General features: G+C 43.1%; 18 protein-coding genes and 1 other annotated feature. All 18 genes read right to left on the bottom strand.

Translation table 11 applies throughout. The features are described 5' to 3' along the window. Nucleotides 1-64: 64 nt before the first annotated feature. Complete coding sequence (fusA, locus tag KR50_RS03090) at nucleotides 65-2,143, bottom strand: elongation factor G (RefSeq protein WP_041054657.1); 2,079 nt, start codon at nucleotides 2,141-2,143, stop codon at nucleotides 65-67. Between the two features lie 50 nt (nucleotides 2,144-2,193). Continuing rightward, nucleotides 2,194-2,664: a 30S ribosomal protein S7 gene (gene rpsG / locus KR50_RS03085; RefSeq protein ID WP_041054656.1), complete on the bottom strand. Its 471-nt coding sequence runs from the start codon at nucleotides 2,662-2,664 to the stop codon at nucleotides 2,194-2,196. A gap of 41 nt (nucleotides 2,665-2,705) precedes the next feature. Beyond that, the gene (gene rpsL / locus KR50_RS03080) at nucleotides 2,706-3,128 is read right to left on the bottom strand and encodes a 30S ribosomal protein S12 (protein ID WP_041054655.1); all 423 of its coding nucleotides are present in this window, start codon (nucleotides 3,126-3,128) and stop codon (nucleotides 2,706-2,708) included. A 102-nt stretch (nucleotides 3,129-3,230) separates the two neighbouring features. Further along, nucleotides 3,231-3,479: a 50S ribosomal protein L7ae-like protein gene (locus KR50_RS03075; protein ID WP_041054653.1), complete on the bottom strand. Its 249-nt coding sequence runs from the start codon at nucleotides 3,477-3,479 to the stop codon at nucleotides 3,231-3,233. A 192-nt stretch (nucleotides 3,480-3,671) separates the two neighbouring features. Continuing rightward, nucleotides 3,672-7,271: a DNA-directed RNA polymerase subunit beta' gene (rpoC, locus tag KR50_RS03070; RefSeq protein ID WP_041054652.1), complete on the bottom strand. Its 3,600-nt coding sequence runs from the start codon at nucleotides 7,269-7,271 to the stop codon at nucleotides 3,672-3,674. Nucleotides 7,272-7,337: 66 nt separating this feature from the next. Then, the gene (gene rpoB / locus KR50_RS03065) at nucleotides 7,338-10,898 is read right to left on the bottom strand and encodes a DNA-directed RNA polymerase subunit beta (protein WP_041054651.1); all 3,561 of its coding nucleotides are present in this window, start codon (nucleotides 10,896-10,898) and stop codon (nucleotides 7,338-7,340) included. A gap of 228 nt (nucleotides 10,899-11,126) precedes the next feature. Beyond that, nucleotides 11,127-11,729, bottom strand: coding sequence for a class I SAM-dependent methyltransferase (locus tag KR50_RS03060; protein WP_041054649.1), 603 nt, complete (start codon nucleotides 11,727-11,729; stop codon nucleotides 11,127-11,129). Nucleotides 11,730-11,834: 105 nt separating this feature from the next. Then, the gene (rplL, locus tag KR50_RS03055; protein ID WP_041054647.1) at nucleotides 11,835-12,197 is read right to left on the bottom strand and encodes a 50S ribosomal protein L7/L12; all 363 of its coding nucleotides are present in this window, start codon (nucleotides 12,195-12,197) and stop codon (nucleotides 11,835-11,837) included. A 73-nt stretch (nucleotides 12,198-12,270) separates the two neighbouring features. Then, nucleotides 12,271-12,771, bottom strand: coding sequence for a 50S ribosomal protein L10 (rplJ, locus tag KR50_RS03050; RefSeq protein WP_041054645.1), 501 nt, complete (start codon nucleotides 12,769-12,771; stop codon nucleotides 12,271-12,273). A gap of 44 nt (nucleotides 12,772-12,815) precedes the next feature. After that, nucleotides 12,816-12,960, bottom strand: a sequence feature (ribosomal protein L10 leader region). A gap of 62 nt (nucleotides 12,961-13,022) precedes the next feature. After that, nucleotides 13,023-13,721: a 50S ribosomal protein L1 gene (gene rplA, locus KR50_RS03045; RefSeq protein ID WP_041054643.1), complete on the bottom strand. Its 699-nt coding sequence runs from the start codon at nucleotides 13,719-13,721 to the stop codon at nucleotides 13,023-13,025. A gap of 109 nt (nucleotides 13,722-13,830) precedes the next feature. Further along, complete coding sequence (rplK, locus tag KR50_RS03040; RefSeq protein ID WP_041054642.1) at nucleotides 13,831-14,256, bottom strand: 50S ribosomal protein L11; 426 nt, start codon at nucleotides 14,254-14,256, stop codon at nucleotides 13,831-13,833. 170 nt (nucleotides 14,257-14,426) lie between these two features. Next, complete coding sequence (gene nusG / locus KR50_RS03035; RefSeq protein ID WP_041054640.1) at nucleotides 14,427-14,960, bottom strand: transcription termination/antitermination protein NusG; 534 nt, start codon at nucleotides 14,958-14,960, stop codon at nucleotides 14,427-14,429. Nucleotides 14,961-15,410: 450 nt separating this feature from the next. Beyond that, entirely contained in the window at nucleotides 15,411-15,590 is a 180-nt protein-coding gene (secE, locus tag KR50_RS03030) for a preprotein translocase subunit SecE (protein WP_041054639.1), read from the bottom strand. A gap of 71 nt (nucleotides 15,591-15,661) precedes the next feature. Then, the gene (gene rpmG / locus KR50_RS18175) at nucleotides 15,662-15,811 is read right to left on the bottom strand and encodes a 50S ribosomal protein L33 (protein WP_198134223.1); all 150 of its coding nucleotides are present in this window, start codon (nucleotides 15,809-15,811) and stop codon (nucleotides 15,662-15,664) included. A gap of 208 nt (nucleotides 15,812-16,019) precedes the next feature. Beyond that, the gene (gene sigH, locus KR50_RS03025; protein ID WP_052476733.1) at nucleotides 16,020-16,640 is read right to left on the bottom strand and encodes an RNA polymerase sporulation sigma factor SigH; all 621 of its coding nucleotides are present in this window, start codon (nucleotides 16,638-16,640) and stop codon (nucleotides 16,020-16,022) included. 105 nt (nucleotides 16,641-16,745) lie between these two features. Continuing rightward, nucleotides 16,746-17,258 carry an NYN domain-containing protein gene (locus KR50_RS03020; protein WP_041054636.1) on the bottom strand — a complete coding sequence of 171 codons (513 nt, stop codon included), beginning with the start codon at nucleotides 17,256-17,258 and terminating at the stop codon, nucleotides 16,746-16,748. 4 nt (nucleotides 17,259-17,262) lie between these two features. Beyond that, nucleotides 17,263-18,006 (bottom strand): 23S rRNA (guanosine(2251)-2'-O)-methyltransferase RlmB, encoded by a 744-nt coding sequence (rlmB, locus tag KR50_RS03015; RefSeq protein WP_041054635.1) that lies wholly within the window; start codon nucleotides 18,004-18,006, stop codon nucleotides 17,263-17,265. After that, nucleotides 18,003-18,431 (bottom strand): Mini-ribonuclease 3, encoded by a 429-nt coding sequence (locus tag KR50_RS03010; protein WP_041054633.1) that lies wholly within the window; start codon nucleotides 18,429-18,431, stop codon nucleotides 18,003-18,005. The genes rlmB and KR50_RS03010 overlap by 4 nt, the downstream gene beginning before the upstream one ends. Nucleotides 18,432-18,434: the final 3 nt, after the last annotated feature.

The following is an 18,434-nucleotide window of genomic DNA, read 5'->3' as shown; positions in this document are numbered from 1 at the left end:
CAGATGAACCTCTTTCTCTCATCCCTTACATAGTAGTTATACTTTATTAAAAGTGCTAAATCAATTATTCCCCTTTATTTTTCTTAATGATTTCTTCGGAGATTGATTTAGGTACTTCTTCATAATGATCGAAGAACATTGAGAATGTTCCGCGTCCTTGAGTATTCGAGCGAAGTGACGTTGCATATCCGAACATTTCGGATAATGGAACGAATGCTTTAACAATTTGCGCGTTACCGCGAGCTGCCATACCTTCTACTCGACCACGGCGAGATGTGATATCTCCCATGATATCTCCCATGTACTCTTCAGGAATCATAACTTCAACACGCATAAGCGGTTCAAGCAGTACAGGGTTACATTTAGCTACTGCATTTTTCAATGCCATTGATGCAGCAATTTTAAATGCCATTTCAGAGGAGTCAACATCATGGTAAGAACCATCATATAGACGAGCTTTGATATCGATCAATGGGTATCCGGCAAGAACACCGTTATCTAATGAATCTTCTAGACCAGCTTGAACAGCAGGAATGTATTCACGAGGAACCGTACCACCTACGATACCATTTTCGAATTCAAAGCCTTTACCCTCTTCATTTGGAGAGAATTCGATTTTAACGTGTCCAAATTGTCCACGTCCACCAGATTGGCGTACGAATTTTCCTTCAACTTGTGCAGAGCCGCGGAATGTCTCACGGTAAGATACCTGAGGAGCACCAACGTTAGCTTCTACTTTAAACTCACGACGCATACGGTCAACCAGGATATCAAGGTGAAGTTCACCCATACCTGCAATGATCGTTTGACCTGTTTCAGTGTCAGTGTGCGCGTGGAAAGTTGGATCTTCTTCCTGAAGCTTTTGAAGAGCTTGACCCATTTTGTCTTGGTCAGCTTTCGACTTAGGTTCGATCGCAACAGAGATAACCGGTTCAGGGAATTCCATAGATTCAAGAATAACAAGACTCTTTTCATCACATAGAGTATCACCTGTTGTTGTATCTTTAAGACCAACAGCAGCCGCGATATCACCCGCATATACTTCAGCAATTTCTTCACGTGAGTTGGCGTGCATTTGCAGGATACGTCCTACGCGTTCACGCTTCCCTTTTGAAGCATTCTGAACATATGAGCCGGATTGAAGTACTCCCGAGTAAACACGGAAGAACGTTAATTTACCAACATACGGATCTGTCATTACTTTAAATGCTAGAGCAGAGAAGGGCTGATCGTCACTTGGCGGACGAGAAACTTCTTCTTCACTATCAGGAATATGTCCTTTGATAGACTCAACATCCAAAGGTGACGGAAGGTAGTCGATAACAGCATCCAGCAGAAGCTGAACACCTTTGTTTTTGAAAGCAGAACCACAAATTACAGGATAAAACTCAACATTTACAGTTCCTTTACGGATCGCTGCTTTAAGTTCTTCTGTAGTGAATTCTTCACCCTCAAGGTATTTCATCATAAGATCTTCATCAAGGTCAGCAACCGCTTCGATTAATTTCCCGCGGTACTCTTCTGCCTGCTCTTTGTACTCTTCAGGAATCTCGCGCTGATCAGTACGAGTTCCTAAATCGTCTTCATAGTAATAGGCTACCATATCAACAAGATCAATGATTCCTTCAAACTCATCTTCAGCACCAATTGGAAGCTGGATTGGATGAGCATTAGCTTGCAAGCGGTCATGCAATGTTCCTACAGAGTATAGGAAATCTGCACCGATTTTGTCCATTTTATTAACGAACACAATACGCGGTACTCCGTAAGTTGTTGCTTGACGCCATACCGTTTCAGTTTGGGGCTCTACACCCGATTGGGCATCAAGTACGCCTACTGCTCCATCAAGTACACGAAGTGAACGTTCAACTTCTACTGTGAAGTCTACGTGTCCAGGTGTATCGATGATGTTAACACGGTGGTTTTTCCATGAAGCTGTTGTAGCAGCAGATGTGATTGTGATTCCACGCTCTTGCTCCTGCTCCATCCAGTCCATTTGTGATGCACCTTCATGTGTTTCGCCGATTTTATGGATACGGCCGGTGTAATAAAGGATACGCTCCGTCGCAGTCGTTTTACCAGCATCAATATGAGCCATGATACCGATATTACGAGTGTTAAATAAGGAGAACTCTCTAGGCATGGGTCTTTCTCCTTCCTAAGATGGTAATATAGTCGAAACTGCGTTCAATCTTACCAGCGATAATGAGCAAATGCTTTATTAGCTTCTGCCATTTTATGAGTATCTTCACGTTTCTTAACTGCAGCTCCAGTATTGTTTGCTGCATCAAGAATTTCGTTAGCTAGACGTTCTTGCATAGTTTTTTCTCCACGTTTACGTGAATGATCTACCAACCAGCGAAGACCAAGAGTTGTACGACGCTCAGGACGTACTTCAACCGGTACCTGATAGTTAGCTCCACCAACACGGCGTGCGCGAACTTCAAGAACTGGCATGATGTTTTTAAGAGCTTGATCAAACACCTCAAGAGCATCTTTACCGCTGCGTTCCTGAATGACATTAAACGCTGAATAAAGAATTTTTTGAGCTGTACCTCTTTTACCGTCTACCATAATTTTGTTGATTAAACGAGTAACCAGTTTCGAATTATAAATTGGATCTGGCAACACGTCACGTTTTGCTACTGCACCTTTACGAGGCATGTGTGTTCCTCCTTTCACGAGAAAATCTATTTAAAATCAATTTAGGATTTCTTTTCTTTTGGTCTCTTAGTACCGTATAGAGAACGTCCTTGACGGCGTCCGTCTACACCAGCAGTATCAAGAGCACCACGAACGATGTGGTAACGTACCCCTGGTAAATCTTTTACACGTCCTCCGCGAATAAGCACTACACTGTGCTCTTGCAGATTGTGTCCGATACCTGGAATATAAGCCGTTACTTCGATCATGTTTGTCAAACGTACACGTGCATATTTACGAAGAGCCGAGTTCGGTTTCTTCGGTGTCATTGTACCAACACGAGTACATACACCACGTTTTTGCGGAGAAGATACATCAGTTGCTTTCTTTTTAAAGCTGTTGTATCCCTTGTTAAGTGCTGGTGAAGTTGACTTCGTGCCTTTAGATTGACGCGGCTTGCGCACTAATTGGTTAATAGTTGGCATGAGTTTTTTCCTCCCTTCAAAATTGGTGTAAGCCCACACATCCTGGTGGTTCATTTTTAGGTAAAAACAAAGCCTTTGTAGTACTACACTACAAAAACATCTTTAAACAGTAATGGCTACCGCAGCAGCACCGACTTCGATCCCGCATGCTTTCCCCAGCTTCTTCATAGAGTCTACATGGGAAACTGACACGTTCATATCTTTAGCGGTGTTTATGATTTTATCAATCACATGGACATCCGCATCATCAGCGATGATCACCTCTCGGATTGAACCTGCCTTGAGGGCCTTTACGACTTGTTTGGATCCTACAATGATGTGTTCAGCCTGTGATACTTTTTCATAAGACATCTTCATATCCTCCAAAGTAACAGGTTACGAATAGGAGCAACCTTGAATATATTATCATCTCATCTAGTTGATGTCAACATTATATAAAAGAAATTGAGAATGCGGTACTTAATCCAGTACCGCATTCTCTTTTCTTTCTTCAGCCGGCCAATTTTGATTCTGACCGGTACTAAATCTGATCATATACCGATCTTAGTCGACTGTAACTGCCTCTTCTGCCGTTTTGTCTTCTGAGTCGATTTCAGCCTGGCGATAACGCTGCATTCCTGTTCCTGCTGGAACAAGTTTACCGATGATAACATTCTCTTTAAGACCTAGAAGTTCATCACGCTTGCCTTTGATTGCTGCATCCGTAAGAACACGAGTTGTTTCCTGGAAGGATGCTGCAGATAAGAAGGATTCGGTTTCAAGAGAAGCCTTCGTGATTCCAAGAATCAATGGACGTCCCGTTGCCGGTTTCTTACCTGTCAACAGTACTTTTTTGTTGGCCTCCATAAATTGGTGGACATCAAGTAAAGAACCAGGCAGCAATTCTGTTTGACCGGCTTCAATGACACGGACTTTACGAAGCATCTGGCGTACCATTACCTCTACGTGCTTATCACCGATCTCAACGCCCTGCATGCGGTATACTTTCTGAACTTCTTTCAGCAAGTATTCCTGAACAGCAGAAACGTCCCGGATTTTAATTAATTCTTTCGGATCGATAGAACCTTCAGTCAGTTCCTGCCCGCGAGCAATCACGTCATCAATGCCCACTTTTAAGCGCGCTGTATAAGGAGCTGTATAGCTTCTTGTTTCAACATCACCCTTAACAGTGATTTCCTGCTGACGATCTTTGCCTTCGCTGACTGCCGTTACGACACCATCAATCTCTGAGATCACCGCTTGTCCTTTCGGATTACGAGCCTCGAAGATTTCCTGGATACGTGGAAGACCTTGGGTAATATCGTCTCCTGCTACCCCGCCTGTATGGAAAGTACGCATAGTAAGCTGTGTTCCTGGTTCTCCGATTGATTGAGCTGCAATAATTCCAACTGCTTCTCCCACTTCAACCTTTTCTCCAGTTGCAAGGTTCTTACCATAACATTTCTCACATACGCCATGACGTGTGTTGCATGTAAATGCAGAACGAATAGAAACTTCTTCAATACCTGCTTCGATAATTTGACGCGCGATATCTTCTGTAATCAGCTCGTTGCGTTTTACAAACACTTTACCATTTTCAGGGTGTCTGACTGTCTGGTTCGAATAACGTCCTTCTAAGCGCTCATCAAGAGGTTCAATCGTTTCTGTTCCATCTTTCAGCGCACTTACGCGAAGTCCGCGATCTGTTCCACAATCTTCTTCCCGCACAATTACATCTTGAGCCACATCAACAAGACGACGAGTAAGGTAACCTGAGTCAGCCGTCTTAAGTGCTGTATCGGCAAGACCTTTACGAGCACCGTGAGTAGAGATAAAGTACTCGAGAACTGTCAGTCCTTCACGGAAACTTGATTTGATTGGAAGCTCAATGATACGTCCAGCCGGATTGGCCATCAGACCACGCATACCAGCCAGCTGCGTAAAGTTAGATGCGTTACCACGTGCACCTGAGTCACTCATCATGTAGATAGGGTTCAGACTATCAAGCGTCAGCATTAGCTTATCTTGAATGACGTCTTTTGCCGCACTCCAGATCGAGATAACACGGTCGTAGCGTTCTTCTTCAGTAATTAAACCGCGTCGGAACTGTTTCGTAACTTTATCAACTCTTTCCTGTGCATCTTTCAAGACCACTTGCTTCTCAGGTAATACAACGATATCAGCGATACCGATCGTTATACCGGCGCGAGTAGAGTGCTTAAAGCCCAGGTTTTTCATGCTGTCGAGCATTCTTGACGTATCTGTGATATGGAATCGCTTGAATACTTCAGCGATGACATTACCAAGATATTTCTTTTTAAATGGTGAGATTAACTCACTTGATTTGAAATATTCTTTTACATCTGTCGTCGGTGCAACGAAGAACTTGTCAGGTGTTGCCACTTCCAAGTTATCCATAGTCGGCTCATTGATGTAAGGGAACGACTTAGGAAGAATTTCGTTAAAGATAATCTTCCCAGGAGTTGTTAGCAATAGTTGTTTGCTTTGCTCTTCTGTAAAGTTATCCTTTTTCACCGCGCTTGCATGAATAGCTATGCGGCTATGAAGGTGGACATATCCATTTTGATACGCAAGAAGTACTTCATCGGCATCTCTGAATACTTTACCTTCTCCTATAGCATCTTTACGTTCAAGAGTCAGGTAGTAGTTACCTAATACCATATCCTGAGACGGCGTTACTACAGGTTTACCATCTTTAGGATTCAAGATGTTTTGTGCAGCCAGCATAAGCAGGCGTGCCTCGGCTTGAGCTTCGGATGAAAGCGGAACGTGAACTGCCATTTGGTCACCATCAAAGTCAGCATTGTATGCAGTACATACAAGAGGATGCAGACGGATTGCACGGCCTTCTACAAGCGTCGGTTCAAACGCTTGAATTCCAAGACGGTGAAGAGTCGGTGCCCGGTTTAACAATACAGGGTGTTCCTTGATTACATCCTCAAGCACGTCCCACACTTCACTGTGTACACGTTCTATCTTGCGCTTCGCACTTTTAATGTTATGAGCGAGCCCGCGTTCAACCAGTTCCTTCATAACAAACGGCTTAAATAGTTCAAGCGCCATTTCTTTCGGAAGTCCACACTGATACATTTTCAAGTTTGGACCTACTACGATAACGGAACGGCCTGAATAGTCCACACGTTTACCAAGAAGATTTTGACGGAAACGGCCCTGCTTACCTTTCAGCATGTGAGAAAGTGATTTCAATGGACGATTACCCGGCCCTGTTACAGGACGGCCTCGACGGCCATTATCAATCAGTGCATCTACAGCTTCTTGAAGCATACGCTTTTCATTCTGAACGATGATGCTTGGTGCACCAAGATCCAGAAGGCGTTTCAATCGATTGTTCCGGTTTATCACACGGCGATACAGATCATTTAAATCTGATGTAGCAAAACGACCACCGTCAAGTTGGACCATCGGACGAAGTTCCGGCGGAATGACAGGTAGCACATCAAGAATCATCCAATCCGGATAGTTACCCGAGTTACGGAAAGATTCCACTACTTCCAGACGTTTAATCGCACGTGTACGACGCTGGCCCTGAGCAGTTTTCAGTTCTTCCTTCAGCATTTCTGCCTCTTTGTCCAGATCAAGGTCCTGAAGAAGCTTTTTAATGGCTTCTGCACCCATTGCGGCCTGGAATTTATTGCTGTATTTATCGCGATATGCACGATATTCTTTTTCAGATAGCAGCTGTTTTTTCTCAAGCGCTGTATCCCCTGATTCAGTTACAACATAAGAAGCGAAGTAAATAACTTCTTCCAGCGCACGCGGTGACATGTCAAGAACAAGTCCCATACGGCTTGGAATTCCTTTGAAGTACCAGATGTGTGAAACAGGCGCAGCCAATTCGATGTGCCCCATTCGTTCACGGCGCACTTTGGCACGTGTAACTTCTACTCCGCAGCGGTCACAAACAACGCCCTTGTAGCGGACGCGTTTGTATTTACCACAATGGCATTCCCAGTCTTTTTGAGGACCAAAAATACGCTCACAGAATAGACCATCCTTTTCAGGCTTTAACGTACGATAGTTAATGGTTTCTGGTTTTTTGACTTCTCCGAAAGACCATGAACGGATTTTATCCGGAGCAGCCAAACCAATTTTCATATACTCGAAATTATTAACATCTATCAAGGAGCCTACCTCCCTTTTCGTTTACAGGTTTTGCCCTTTTGTCGGTTATCTGCACAATTATATTTATCATTCTTTTGCCGCAACGGTTTCTGATGTCAGTACATCGGTTTCCGGTGCAATATTTAATGCATCTGCCTGATGAATATCTTCTTCATCATCAACGTCACGCATTTCAATTTCTTCGTCATTGCTTGACAGCATCTTCACGTCCATACCTAAGCTTTGAAGCTCTTTAATCAATACTTTGAATGATTCAGGTACACCCGGTTCAGGTACACTGTCGCCTTTGACGATGGCTTCGTATGTTTTAACACGTCCTACAACATCATCCGACTTCACAGTCAAAATTTCCTGCAGCGTGTAAGCAGCTCCATATGCTTCAAGAGCCCATACTTCCATCTCACCAAAACGCTGTCCGCCAAACTGCGCTTTACCACCCAGCGGCTGCTGAGTAACAAGTGAGTAAGGACCTGTTGAACGAGCGTGAAGTTTATCATCAACCATGTGAGCAAGCTTGATCATGTACATGACGCCAACTGATACACGGTTATCAAACGGATCTCCGGATCTGCCGTCATATAAAACGGTTTTTCCGTCTCGAGACATGCCGGCTTCTTCAATAGTAGCCCACACATCTTCCTCGTTCGCACCATCAAATACCGGTGTTGCAATATGAATACCCATTGCGCGTGCAGCCATGCCCATATGCATTTCCAGCACTTGTCCGATATTCATACGTGATGGTACACCAAGAGGGTTTAACATAATGTCAATCGGTGTTCCGTCAGGCATATACGGCATATCTTCTTCTGGAAGAATTCTTGAAATTACACCTTTATTCCCGTGGCGGCCTGCCATTTTATCCCCAACAGAGATTTTTCTCTTTTGAACGATATAAGCACGAACCAGCTGGTTAACTCCCGGTGGAAGCTCATCTCCGTCTTCACGGTTGAAAATCTTCACATCAAGAATAATTCCTCCGGCACCATGCGGAACCCGTAGCGATGTATCTCTGACTTCGCGGGCCTTCTCGCCGAAGATGGCATGAAGCAGCCGTTCTTCCGCTGTCAGTTCCGTTACACCTTTAGGCGTTACTTTCCCAACAAGAATGTCCCCGTCTTTTACTTCCGCACCGATTCGAATGATTCCACGCTCATCAAGATTGCGGAGTGCATCTTCCCCGACGTTTGGAATATCACGCGTGATCTCTTCAGGTCCAAGCTTTGTATCACGTGACTCTGATTCATATTCTTCAATATGGATCGACGTGTAAACATCGTCTTTTACCAAACGCTCACTCATGATGACAGCATCCTCATAGTTGTAACCGTCCCAAGTCATAAAGCCGACTAGTACGTTACGGCCTAAAGCGAGTTCGCCTAATTCCATAGATGGACCGTCTGCAAGGATCTCACCTTTTACAACACGATCTCCTACAGAAACGATCGGGCGCTGATTATAGCAGGTCCCCTGATTTGAACGAACGAATTTTTGCATTCTGTATTTATCAAGATCGCCTTCTGTTTCATTGCCGTCGATGTCGACAAGTCTGCGAACCCAAACCTGACTCGCTTGAACGCGCTCAACAATACCTTCATGTTTATTAATGACAGCAGCACCTGAATCTTTAGCTGAAACATGCTCCATTCCTGTACCCACAAATGGCGCTTCAGGATTTAGCAAAGGCACCGCTTGACGCTGCATGTTCGCACCCATTAGTGCACGGTTGGAGTCATCATTTTCCAAGAAAGGAATACATGCTGTTGCAGCAGATACTACCTGTTTTGGTGATACGTCCATGTAATCCAGTCGATCACGTCTAATTACGGTATTTTCACCGCGGAAACGCGATACTACTTCATCATCAAGGAACGAGCCGTCATCACCTAGACGGGCATTAGCTTGTGCGACAACATAATTATCTTCTTCATCTGCAGTTAAATAGTCTATACGGTCTGTAACTTTACCTGTATCAGGGTCTACACGGCGATAAGGCGTTTCAATAAATCCGAAACGGTTTACCTTTGCGAAACTTGACAGGGAGTTGATCAGTCCGATATTCGGACCCTCAGGAGTCTCAATCGGACACATGCGGCCGTAGTGGGAGTAATGAACGTCACGTACTTCAAAGCCCGCACGCTCACGTGTTAAACCACCGGGTCCAAGTGCTGATAGACGGCGTTTATGCGTCAATTCAGCTAACGGATTTGTCTGGTCCATAAATTGAGATAACTGGGAGCTGCCGAAAAACTCTTTAATAGATGCAATGACAGGGCGAATGTTAATTAGCTGCTGTGGTGTAATTGTGTTTGTGTCCTGAATGGACATTCTTTCACGAACCACACGCTCCATACGGGAAAGACCAATACGGAACTGATTTTGCAGAAGCTCACCCACAGAACGCAGTCGACGATTTCCAAGATGATCGATATCATCTGTTAAACCTACACCGTGTAATAGATTAAAGAAATAACTGATAGAAGAGATGATATCTGCGGCTGTAATGTTTTTCACACTATCATCCACATAAGCATTTCCGGTTACCAGGATTTCTTTGTCACTATCTGCGTTTGGAACTTGAATCTTAATTGATTGAAGGGTTAAATCTTCTTCAATTACACTGCCTGAATGGTTAATGGTTTTAAAACCAACACCTTTTTCAAGGTAAGGAATAAGCTTATCAAGGTTCCGTCGATCAAGCGTAGTCCCTTTTTCTGCGAGAATCTCGCCAGTTTCCGGATCTGCTAGAGTTTCTGCCAGCACTTGTCCAAACAGACGGTTCTTAATGTTAAGCTTTTTATTCATTTTATATCGACCTACATTAGCCAGGTCATATCGCTTCGGATCGAAGAATCGGGATTCTAACAGACTCTTTGCGTTATCTACAGTCGGCGGTTCACCAGGGCGAAGCCGCTCATAGATTTCCAGCAACGCTTTATCAACCGTTTCCGTATTATCTTTTTCAAGCGTATTACGGATGTATTCATTGTCTCCGATCAAATCAATGATTTCTTGATCTGTCCCAAAGCCAAGAGCACGCAATAAAACTGTTACAGGAAGCTTACGAGTACGATCAATACGAACGTGAACAACGTCTTTTGCATCGGTTTCATACTCAAGCCATGCTCCGCGGTTAGGAATTACCGTTGCCCCGAAGCCTCTTTTTCCGTTTTTATCCATCTTACCGTGGTAATACACACTTGGCGATCGAACAAGCTGGGAAACAATAACACGTTCAGCTCCATTAATGATGAACGTCCCTGTTTCTGTCATCACAGGGAAATCTCCCATAAATACATCTTGATCTTTTACTTCTCCGGTATCTTTATTCAATAGTCGAACCTTTACACGAAGCGGTGCAGAATACGTTACATCGCGTTCTTTTGATTCATCTACAGAATACTTTGGCTCACCAAGGCTGTAATCAATAAATTCTAATGAAAGATTTCCAGTGAAGTCTTCGATCGGGGAAATGTCGCGAAACATCTCTCTCAATCCTTCTTCTAAAAACCATTCATAGGAAGCTGTCTGAATCTCAATCAGATTCGGAAGTTCCAATACTTCACTGATACGCGCAAAACTTCTGCGCTGGCGGTGTCGTCCATACTGAACTAGTTGACCTGTCAACTGATTCACCCCTCAAATCAAGCGTTTTAATAGACCCATTTTGCTCAATGTCATCACAAAATGGACATAAGACAAATAGAAAACGAGGCTTTTATTAACCACATTTTCTACATAAAGAACAATATTTAAACCATTATTGCCATAAACTGATCCATTTATGCAAATGGACATACTTACTGACGTTAATAATTTTGCATCTTATAATAATATCACAAGAAAACTAGAGGGTCAAACTCTTTTTGCCCTCAAAATGAAGTAGCCCTTATTCTTCAAAACCACTTCTACATTGCCAAAGAGCTCCTCAAGTTTGTCTTTTGCCGAGGGAGCGCCCTGCTTTTTTTGAATAACTACCCAAAGTTCTCCTCCGGGAGCCAGTCGTTCAGCACTCTGCTCAAAGATTCGGTGTACAGTTTTTTTTCCTGCACGAATCGGCGGATTTGTGAGAATTGCAGCAAATTCCCGGGTAGTCACTTGGTCAAGGCAATCACTCTCATATACTTTTACGAAAGAAACGTCATTTCGCACAGCATTTTCTCGCGCTAGGTCTAGCGCACGATTGTTGACATCTACAAGATGAACATCCCTGTTCTTAGTGCTTTTCGCCAATGCCAGCCCGATCGGACCATATCCGCATCCTACATCCAGCAACGGACCCTCTATTTCAGGTTCAATAAAGGTTTCAATTAAAACCCTGGACCCAAAATCTACTTCTTTTTTAGAAAAAACTCCCTGGTCTGTTTTAAAACGCAGCGTAAGTCCCCGCAATGTAAAATCCCACCACAACGGGTTGCTTTCAGTTCCCGGGGCTTTGGAATAATAATGATCTGACATTTCAGATCACCCTCCCATTTCGTTCATATTCATTTCATGTAGTTTTCAAGAAAAGAGGTAAAAAAAAGCCCGCCTATTCAAGCGAGCTTTCCTTTCAATCCGTTATTACTTAACTTCTACGCCAGCTCCAACTTCTTCAAGCTTAGCTTTAAGTTCTTCAGCTTCTTCTTTCGTAGCGCCTTCTTTAACAGCTTTAGGAGTGTTATCAACCATTTCTTTAGCTTCTTTCAAGCCAAGACCTGTGATTTCACGAACTGCTTTGATAACTTTGATTTTTTGAGATCCAGCACTTGTAAGGATTACGTCAAATTCAGTTTGCTCAGCAGCAGCTTCTCCGCCACCAGCACCAGCAGCAGCTACAGGAGCAGCAGCAGATACGCCAAATTCTTCTTCGATTGCTTTAACAAGGTCGTTCAGTTCAAGAACTGTCATTTCTTTGATAGCTTCGATCATTTGTTCTTTAGTCATGATATAGTTCCTCCTTAGTGGATGTTTTAATTTTTGTTTGGATGATCGTCATCCGGCGTTCAAGTGCTTAAAATTAAGCGCCTTGTTCTTCTTTTTGATCTGCAACTGCTTGAGTTGCAACGGCAAATCCGCGCATTGGTGCTTGAAGCACGCTAAGAAGCATAGAAAGAAGTCCGTCACGTGATGGAAGTTCAGCAAGTGCTTTCACTTCATCAACAGAGATGATATTACCGTCCATGATACCAGCTTTGATTTCAAGCGCTTCATGTTTTTTAGCGAATTCATTGATGATCTTCGCAGGTGCAACTACATCCTCGTTAGAGAAAGCAATCGCATTTGGTCCAGTAAGATTTTCGTTCAATCCTTCAAGACCAGCCGCTTCAGCCGCTCGGCGTGTCATAGAGTTTTTATAAACTTTAAACTCAACACCAGCCTCACGAAGTGATTTACGCAGCTCAGTTACTTCTGCAACAGATAGTCCACGGTAGTTTACAACAACCGTTGATACACTAGTTTTAAGTTTATCCTGGATTTCTGTTACGAGTTGTTTCTTTTGCTCGATAATGCTGCTCATCTTAACACCTCCTGTTGGTTTGTCTGGAGCTTCATTTATACCGTTCGAACATTCAAAAAGCCTCAATGTCTGCTGCAGACATTGAGGCGTATCATTTCAATAAAAAGAAAATTCTTTTATCGTCATGACCTCGGCAGGGAATTAAGCCCAATGGACACCTGCTGTCTGCGGTACAAATGGTTATATACTTACACAACGCTAATCATCATATCAGATGGTTATAGCACTGTCAATAATATTTTCAGTGTTGATTACTTTGCAGAAACGGAAGAAGAGTCTACTTTAATTCCAGGACCCATCGTTGTCGTTACAGCAACTGACTTCATGTAAGTTCCCTTAGATGAAGCAGGCTTAGCTTTTTGCACTGTATCAAAAATCGTATTGAAGTTTTCAACAAGCTTGTCTGTCTCGAAAGAAACTTTACCGATTGGCACGTGAATGATACCTGCTTTTTCAGCGCGGTATTCTACTTTACCAGCCTTGATTTCTTTAACAGCTTTTTCAACATCAAATGTTACAGTACCTGTTTTAGGGTTTGGCATTAAACCTTTTGGTCCAAGGACACGTCCAAGTTTACCAACTTCACCCATCATATCAGGTGTAGCTACGATTACGTCAAAATCGAACCAGCCGCCTTGAATCTTTTGAACAAGGTCACCTTCTCCAACGAAGTCAGCACCAGCAGCTTCAGCTTCTTTTGCTTTTTCGCCTTTAGCGAATACAAGAACACTTTGCGTTTTACCAGTACCGTTCGGAAGAACGACTGCTCCACGGATCTGCTGATCGTTTTTACGCGTATCGATTCCAAGACGGAACGCTACTTCTACTGTTGCATCAAATTTAACAACGCTTGTTTTTTTCGCAAGCTCGATTGCTTCAACGACGCCATAATTAGTTGTACGGTCTACCTGCTTTGCAGCTTCAACGTATTTTTTACCTTTTTTAGCCATTTCTTTGTTTCCTCCTCGATTGTGGTTTTAGCGGAATAACCTCCCACGAATAAAGGTTGCGAGTGAAAATACTTTTCAACTTCGCAACCTCGTCCAAGACATGCATCAATTAATCTTCAATCGTAATACCCATGCTGCGAGCCGTACCTTCAACCATTCGCATAGCTGATTCTACATCTGCTGCGTTTAGATCAGGCATTTTTGTTTCCGCGATTTCACGCACCTTGTCACGTTTGACAGTCGCTACTTTGTTGCGGTTAGGTTCACCAGAACCTGACTCGATACCAGCTGCTTTCTTAAGAAGAACGGCAGCAGGGGGAGTTTTAGTGATGAATGTAAATGAACGGTCTTCAAAAACCGTAATTTCAACAGGGATAATAAGACCAGCTTGATCAGCTGTACGAGCGTTGAACTCTTTACAGAATCCCATGATGTTGACACCAGCTTGACCCAATGCAGGACCTACCGGCGGAGCTGGATTAGCTTTCCCAGCTGGGATTTGAAGCTTTACCAATTTAATAACTTTTTTAGCCACGAGACACACCTCCTTAAGTCCGTGATGTGGTAATAGGGCTTGATACCCTCCCACTCAATAATCCAATTCTTTTATATAAAGAACGTAAATGTTAGTTCAGTCTCTCTATTGAGACATACTGACTTAAAAGATGTTACCACCTTTGGAATCAGAATTCAAGATGTTTCTAATTATATTTTGTTAATCTGCATAAAGTCAAGCTCTACAGGTGTTTCTCTGCCGAACATATTAACCAATACTTTGACTTTTCCTTTCGCTGTATCAATGCCTTCAATTACGCCGACAAAATTAGCAAATGGTCCTTCATTAACCGTGACGCTCTCTCCAACTTCGAAGTCCACCTCAACCGTCCGCTCCTGCATTCCCATGCTTTTAAGAAGCTGAGTAACTTCCTCAGGAAGCAGCGGAGTAGGCTTCGATCCGCCGCCAGATGAGCCAACAAAGCCTGTTACTCCAGGGGTATTACGGACCACGTACCACGAATCATCCGTCATCACAATTTCTACAAGCACATACCCAGGAAACGTTTTCCGCTTCACTGTTTTCGCTTTGCCGTCTTTAATCTCGGTTTCTTCCTCTTCCGGAATAACCACTCGGAAAATCTTATCAGACATCCCCATGGATTCAACACGCTTTTCTAAATTCATTTTCACTTTATTCTCATAGCCTGAATACGTATGAACAACATACCAATTCTTCTCCAAAAAAATTCCCTCCTTAAATTAAAAGTGCAGGTGAGCGTCTAGCTCCGACAGGCATAAGAAGATTCACCACTCAGGCGCTTTTTGCCTGTTTGGGGAAGCTGCTTATGACCCGAGGAGCTGCTCACCGGAACTGGATACCATTAAAAGTGCAGGTGAGCGTCTAGCTCCGACTGGCACAAGCGGATTCTCCACTCAGGCGCATTTTGTCTGATTGGGGAAGCTGCTTATGACCCCGGGGAGCTGCCCGCCAAACTCTAACTCCAGTAAAAAGTGCAGACTGTTCGCGGGCACAAGCAGCGCCAGCAGCACCAGAAGCATGCAACTATATAAAATAATTTCTTATGCGTCTTATTTTTGCCCAATGAAAAAACCCGTTAAACGGGCCTCTGCATTTCTATTTCTATTGTACACGAAATTACTTGCGTGTACGAAGAGATTTCCCATCCCTCATTATAAAATCCAGTCAATGACAGCCGTAATACCTAAATCGATTACGAAAAAGAATAGAGCGACAAAAACTACAGTCGAAAGAACTGTAATTGTGTAACGTGTTAATTCTTTACGCTTTGGCCAGCTGACCTTTCGCATTTCAGAAGAAACGTTACGAAAAAAGCTGCTTATTTTACCCATGCTGATGTACCCTCCAACAAATGTTATTTCAGTAGCCCGTTCCCTTGATGTCAGCGAAAGGACAGCTCACCTTAAATCGTCTGCTTATGTGACGTGTGAGCTTGGCAATGGCGACAAAACTTTTTAATTTCTAATCTATCGGAACGCTTGTCTTTCCCCTGAGGCACGGAATAGTTCCGCGAACCGCAAGCTGCACAAGCAAGTGTTAACTTTTTACTCACGATGGTCATTCCTTTTAGGGAAAATACTTGTTAGAAAACGTTCGCATAAGTGACTAAATTCTCTCAGAACATAAAGAAAACCTGTCATTTTGCTAGAACCAACTGCTGAATGACACAGCAATTACAAGACATACTTTATCCATTTTCTCTTTTCCCAACACCTTAAAAAATAACACCTGGATTCCAGACTGTCAACAGGACCAGGCAATTAAAACATAAGTTCATGCGCTTCTAAATAACGCTCCAGCTTGCGTTTTACACGCTGCAGTGCGTTATCAATTGACTTCACATGCCGGTCGAGCAATGCAGATATTTCCTGATACGACTGGCCATCAAGGTATAAAGACAGGACCTGCCGTTCAAGATCGCTAAGCAGTTCTGCCATTTTATCTTCTATTTTACTAAATTCTTCTCTATGAATAATCAACGCTTCTGGATCAGTGGATTTCGCACCGGAAATTACGTCCATAAGCGTCCGGTCTGATTCTTCATCATAGATCGGTTTATCAAGTGAGACATATGAATTAAGAGGAATATGCTTTTGACGAGTAGCCGTTTTTATTGCCGTGATAATTTGCCGGGTGATGCAAAGTTCCGCAAATGCTTTAAAAGAGGTGAGTTTTTCTCCCTTGTAATCTCGTATCGCTTTGTATAGGCCAATCATGCCTTCCTGGATAATGTCTTCCTTATCGGCACCAATCAAAAAATAAGACCTTGCTTTTGCTCTTACAAAATTACGATACTTTGTGATTAAGTAGTCTAATGCTTCCGTATTACCAGTGTGCACAAGAGCAATAACCTGATCATCTTCCAGCATCTGAAAATTCATTCGATCAACTGTCACCCGCTTATAATCGTTCAAATGGATCCCCCCGACCGCTCAAAACAATAGATAGAAATATTATACAGTACACTATTTTGAAGCGTCAACCACTCATTTGTCCCCTCTACGCCATTTTTCGAATATTTCGGCTACTTCTTCTGAAAGCGGTATATTGGAAGAAGGGCGTTGTTCCTGGATTTTACGGACTCTTTTTTCAATTTTCTTTTCAATTTGTTTTGATTCAATTAATAATTCTCTGGCAGATTTTCTCAGGGCTCCTTGTGCAAAAATCACCCACTGCTCTGTGAAGTCACTTGTTGCTACGATAACCTGTGTTTTTATGTCGTTCAATTCAATCGCCAGTTTTTCGATTCGTTCATCTGCTGTTTCGTTTTCTTTTGTAAAAAACACATCAATGTTGTAGTGTTTATGCTTTTTTGCAATCCCCTGAACAAATTGAGCATCAAATACGATGATGACCCGGTACCCTGTGTAGCCTTGATATTCAGCCATCGTTTCAATTAATCGGTCTCGAGCTGCAGCGAGATTATGGGATTTTAATTGATTTAGTTCCGGCCATGCGCCGATGATATTGTACCCATCGACGAGAAGAACATTGTTCATAAGATTAGCTTTCCAAAGGATGCCGTTTTCGATAAATTTCGTACATCAGAATACTCGCTGCAACGGAAGCATTCAATGATGTGACATGGCCCGACATTGGTAAATGAACTAGAAAATCACATTTTTCTCTGATTAACCTGCCCATTCCCTTTCCTTCGCTGCCAATAACTAAACCAAGCGGCATAGTCGCATCAAAGCGCCGATAATCCTGACTTTCTTTGGCATCTGTTCCTGTAATCCACAAACCCTGCTCCTTTAAATCATCAATTGTACGGGAAAGATTCGTTACGCGTGCCACCGGAATATGTTCTATTGCGCCAGTTGAAGCTTTTGCTACTGTAGCAGTCAGACCTACTGCGCGGCGCTTTGGAATGATGATCCCGTGAGCACCGGTAGCATCTGCAGTACGCATAATGGAACCAAGATTATGAGGGTCCTCCAGTTCATCCAGAATCAGAATAAACGGATCCTCGTTACGGCTTTTAGCCAGTGCAATCATATCGTCCACTTCAGCATATTGATAGGCCGCTACAGAAGCGACCACACCCTGATGCTGTCCTTCTAAAAGCTGATCTACTTTTTTCTTAGGAACAAACTGCACTAGAATGCCCGCTTCTTTTGCTAAATGAATGACCTGCTGCATCTGCCCCTTTTGGGAACCCTCGGCAATCCAGACTTTATTGATTTCACGGCCGGCTTTTAACGCTTCAATGACCGGATTTTTACCGCCTATAAATTCCTCGCTCATTTTGATTCTCCTTTCAGCTTGTCCATCATGATCGTAATTGATGTTGAAACTACCTCGTCTAGACGCGTTTGCTGCTCTGTTAGATACAAATATCCGATTAATGCTTCAAAAGCTGTGCTGTAACGATACGTTTGAACATCGACATTTTTCGGCACTGTTCCTGATTTTGCATTTCTTCCTCTGCGGATGATCGCTTCTTCTGTTTCAGAAAAAAACGATTGTTGCACCAATGCACGTAAAGCAAAGGCTTGTCCTTTAGCAGATACATATTGAATGGATGCCTTTTGCAAAAAGTTAGGTCTTACCGTTCCTTGCAGGAGAAGATGGTGTCTCACGTATTGCTCATAGACAGCATCTCCCATATAGGCAAGGGCAAGGGCATTTAGTTGTTTAGGGTCGAGTGTAATTTGGTTGTCAGTACTCATTTA

It is taken from the genome of Jeotgalibacillus campisalis (genome assembly GCF_000829515.1).
In the GTDB taxonomy this organism is placed as follows: domain Bacteria; phylum Bacillota; class Bacilli; order Bacillales; family Jeotgalibacillaceae; genus Jeotgalibacillus; species Jeotgalibacillus campisalis.
The sequence above is the reverse complement of the archived record's forward strand: the minus strand, read 5'-3'. Positions and strand labels throughout refer to the sequence as shown.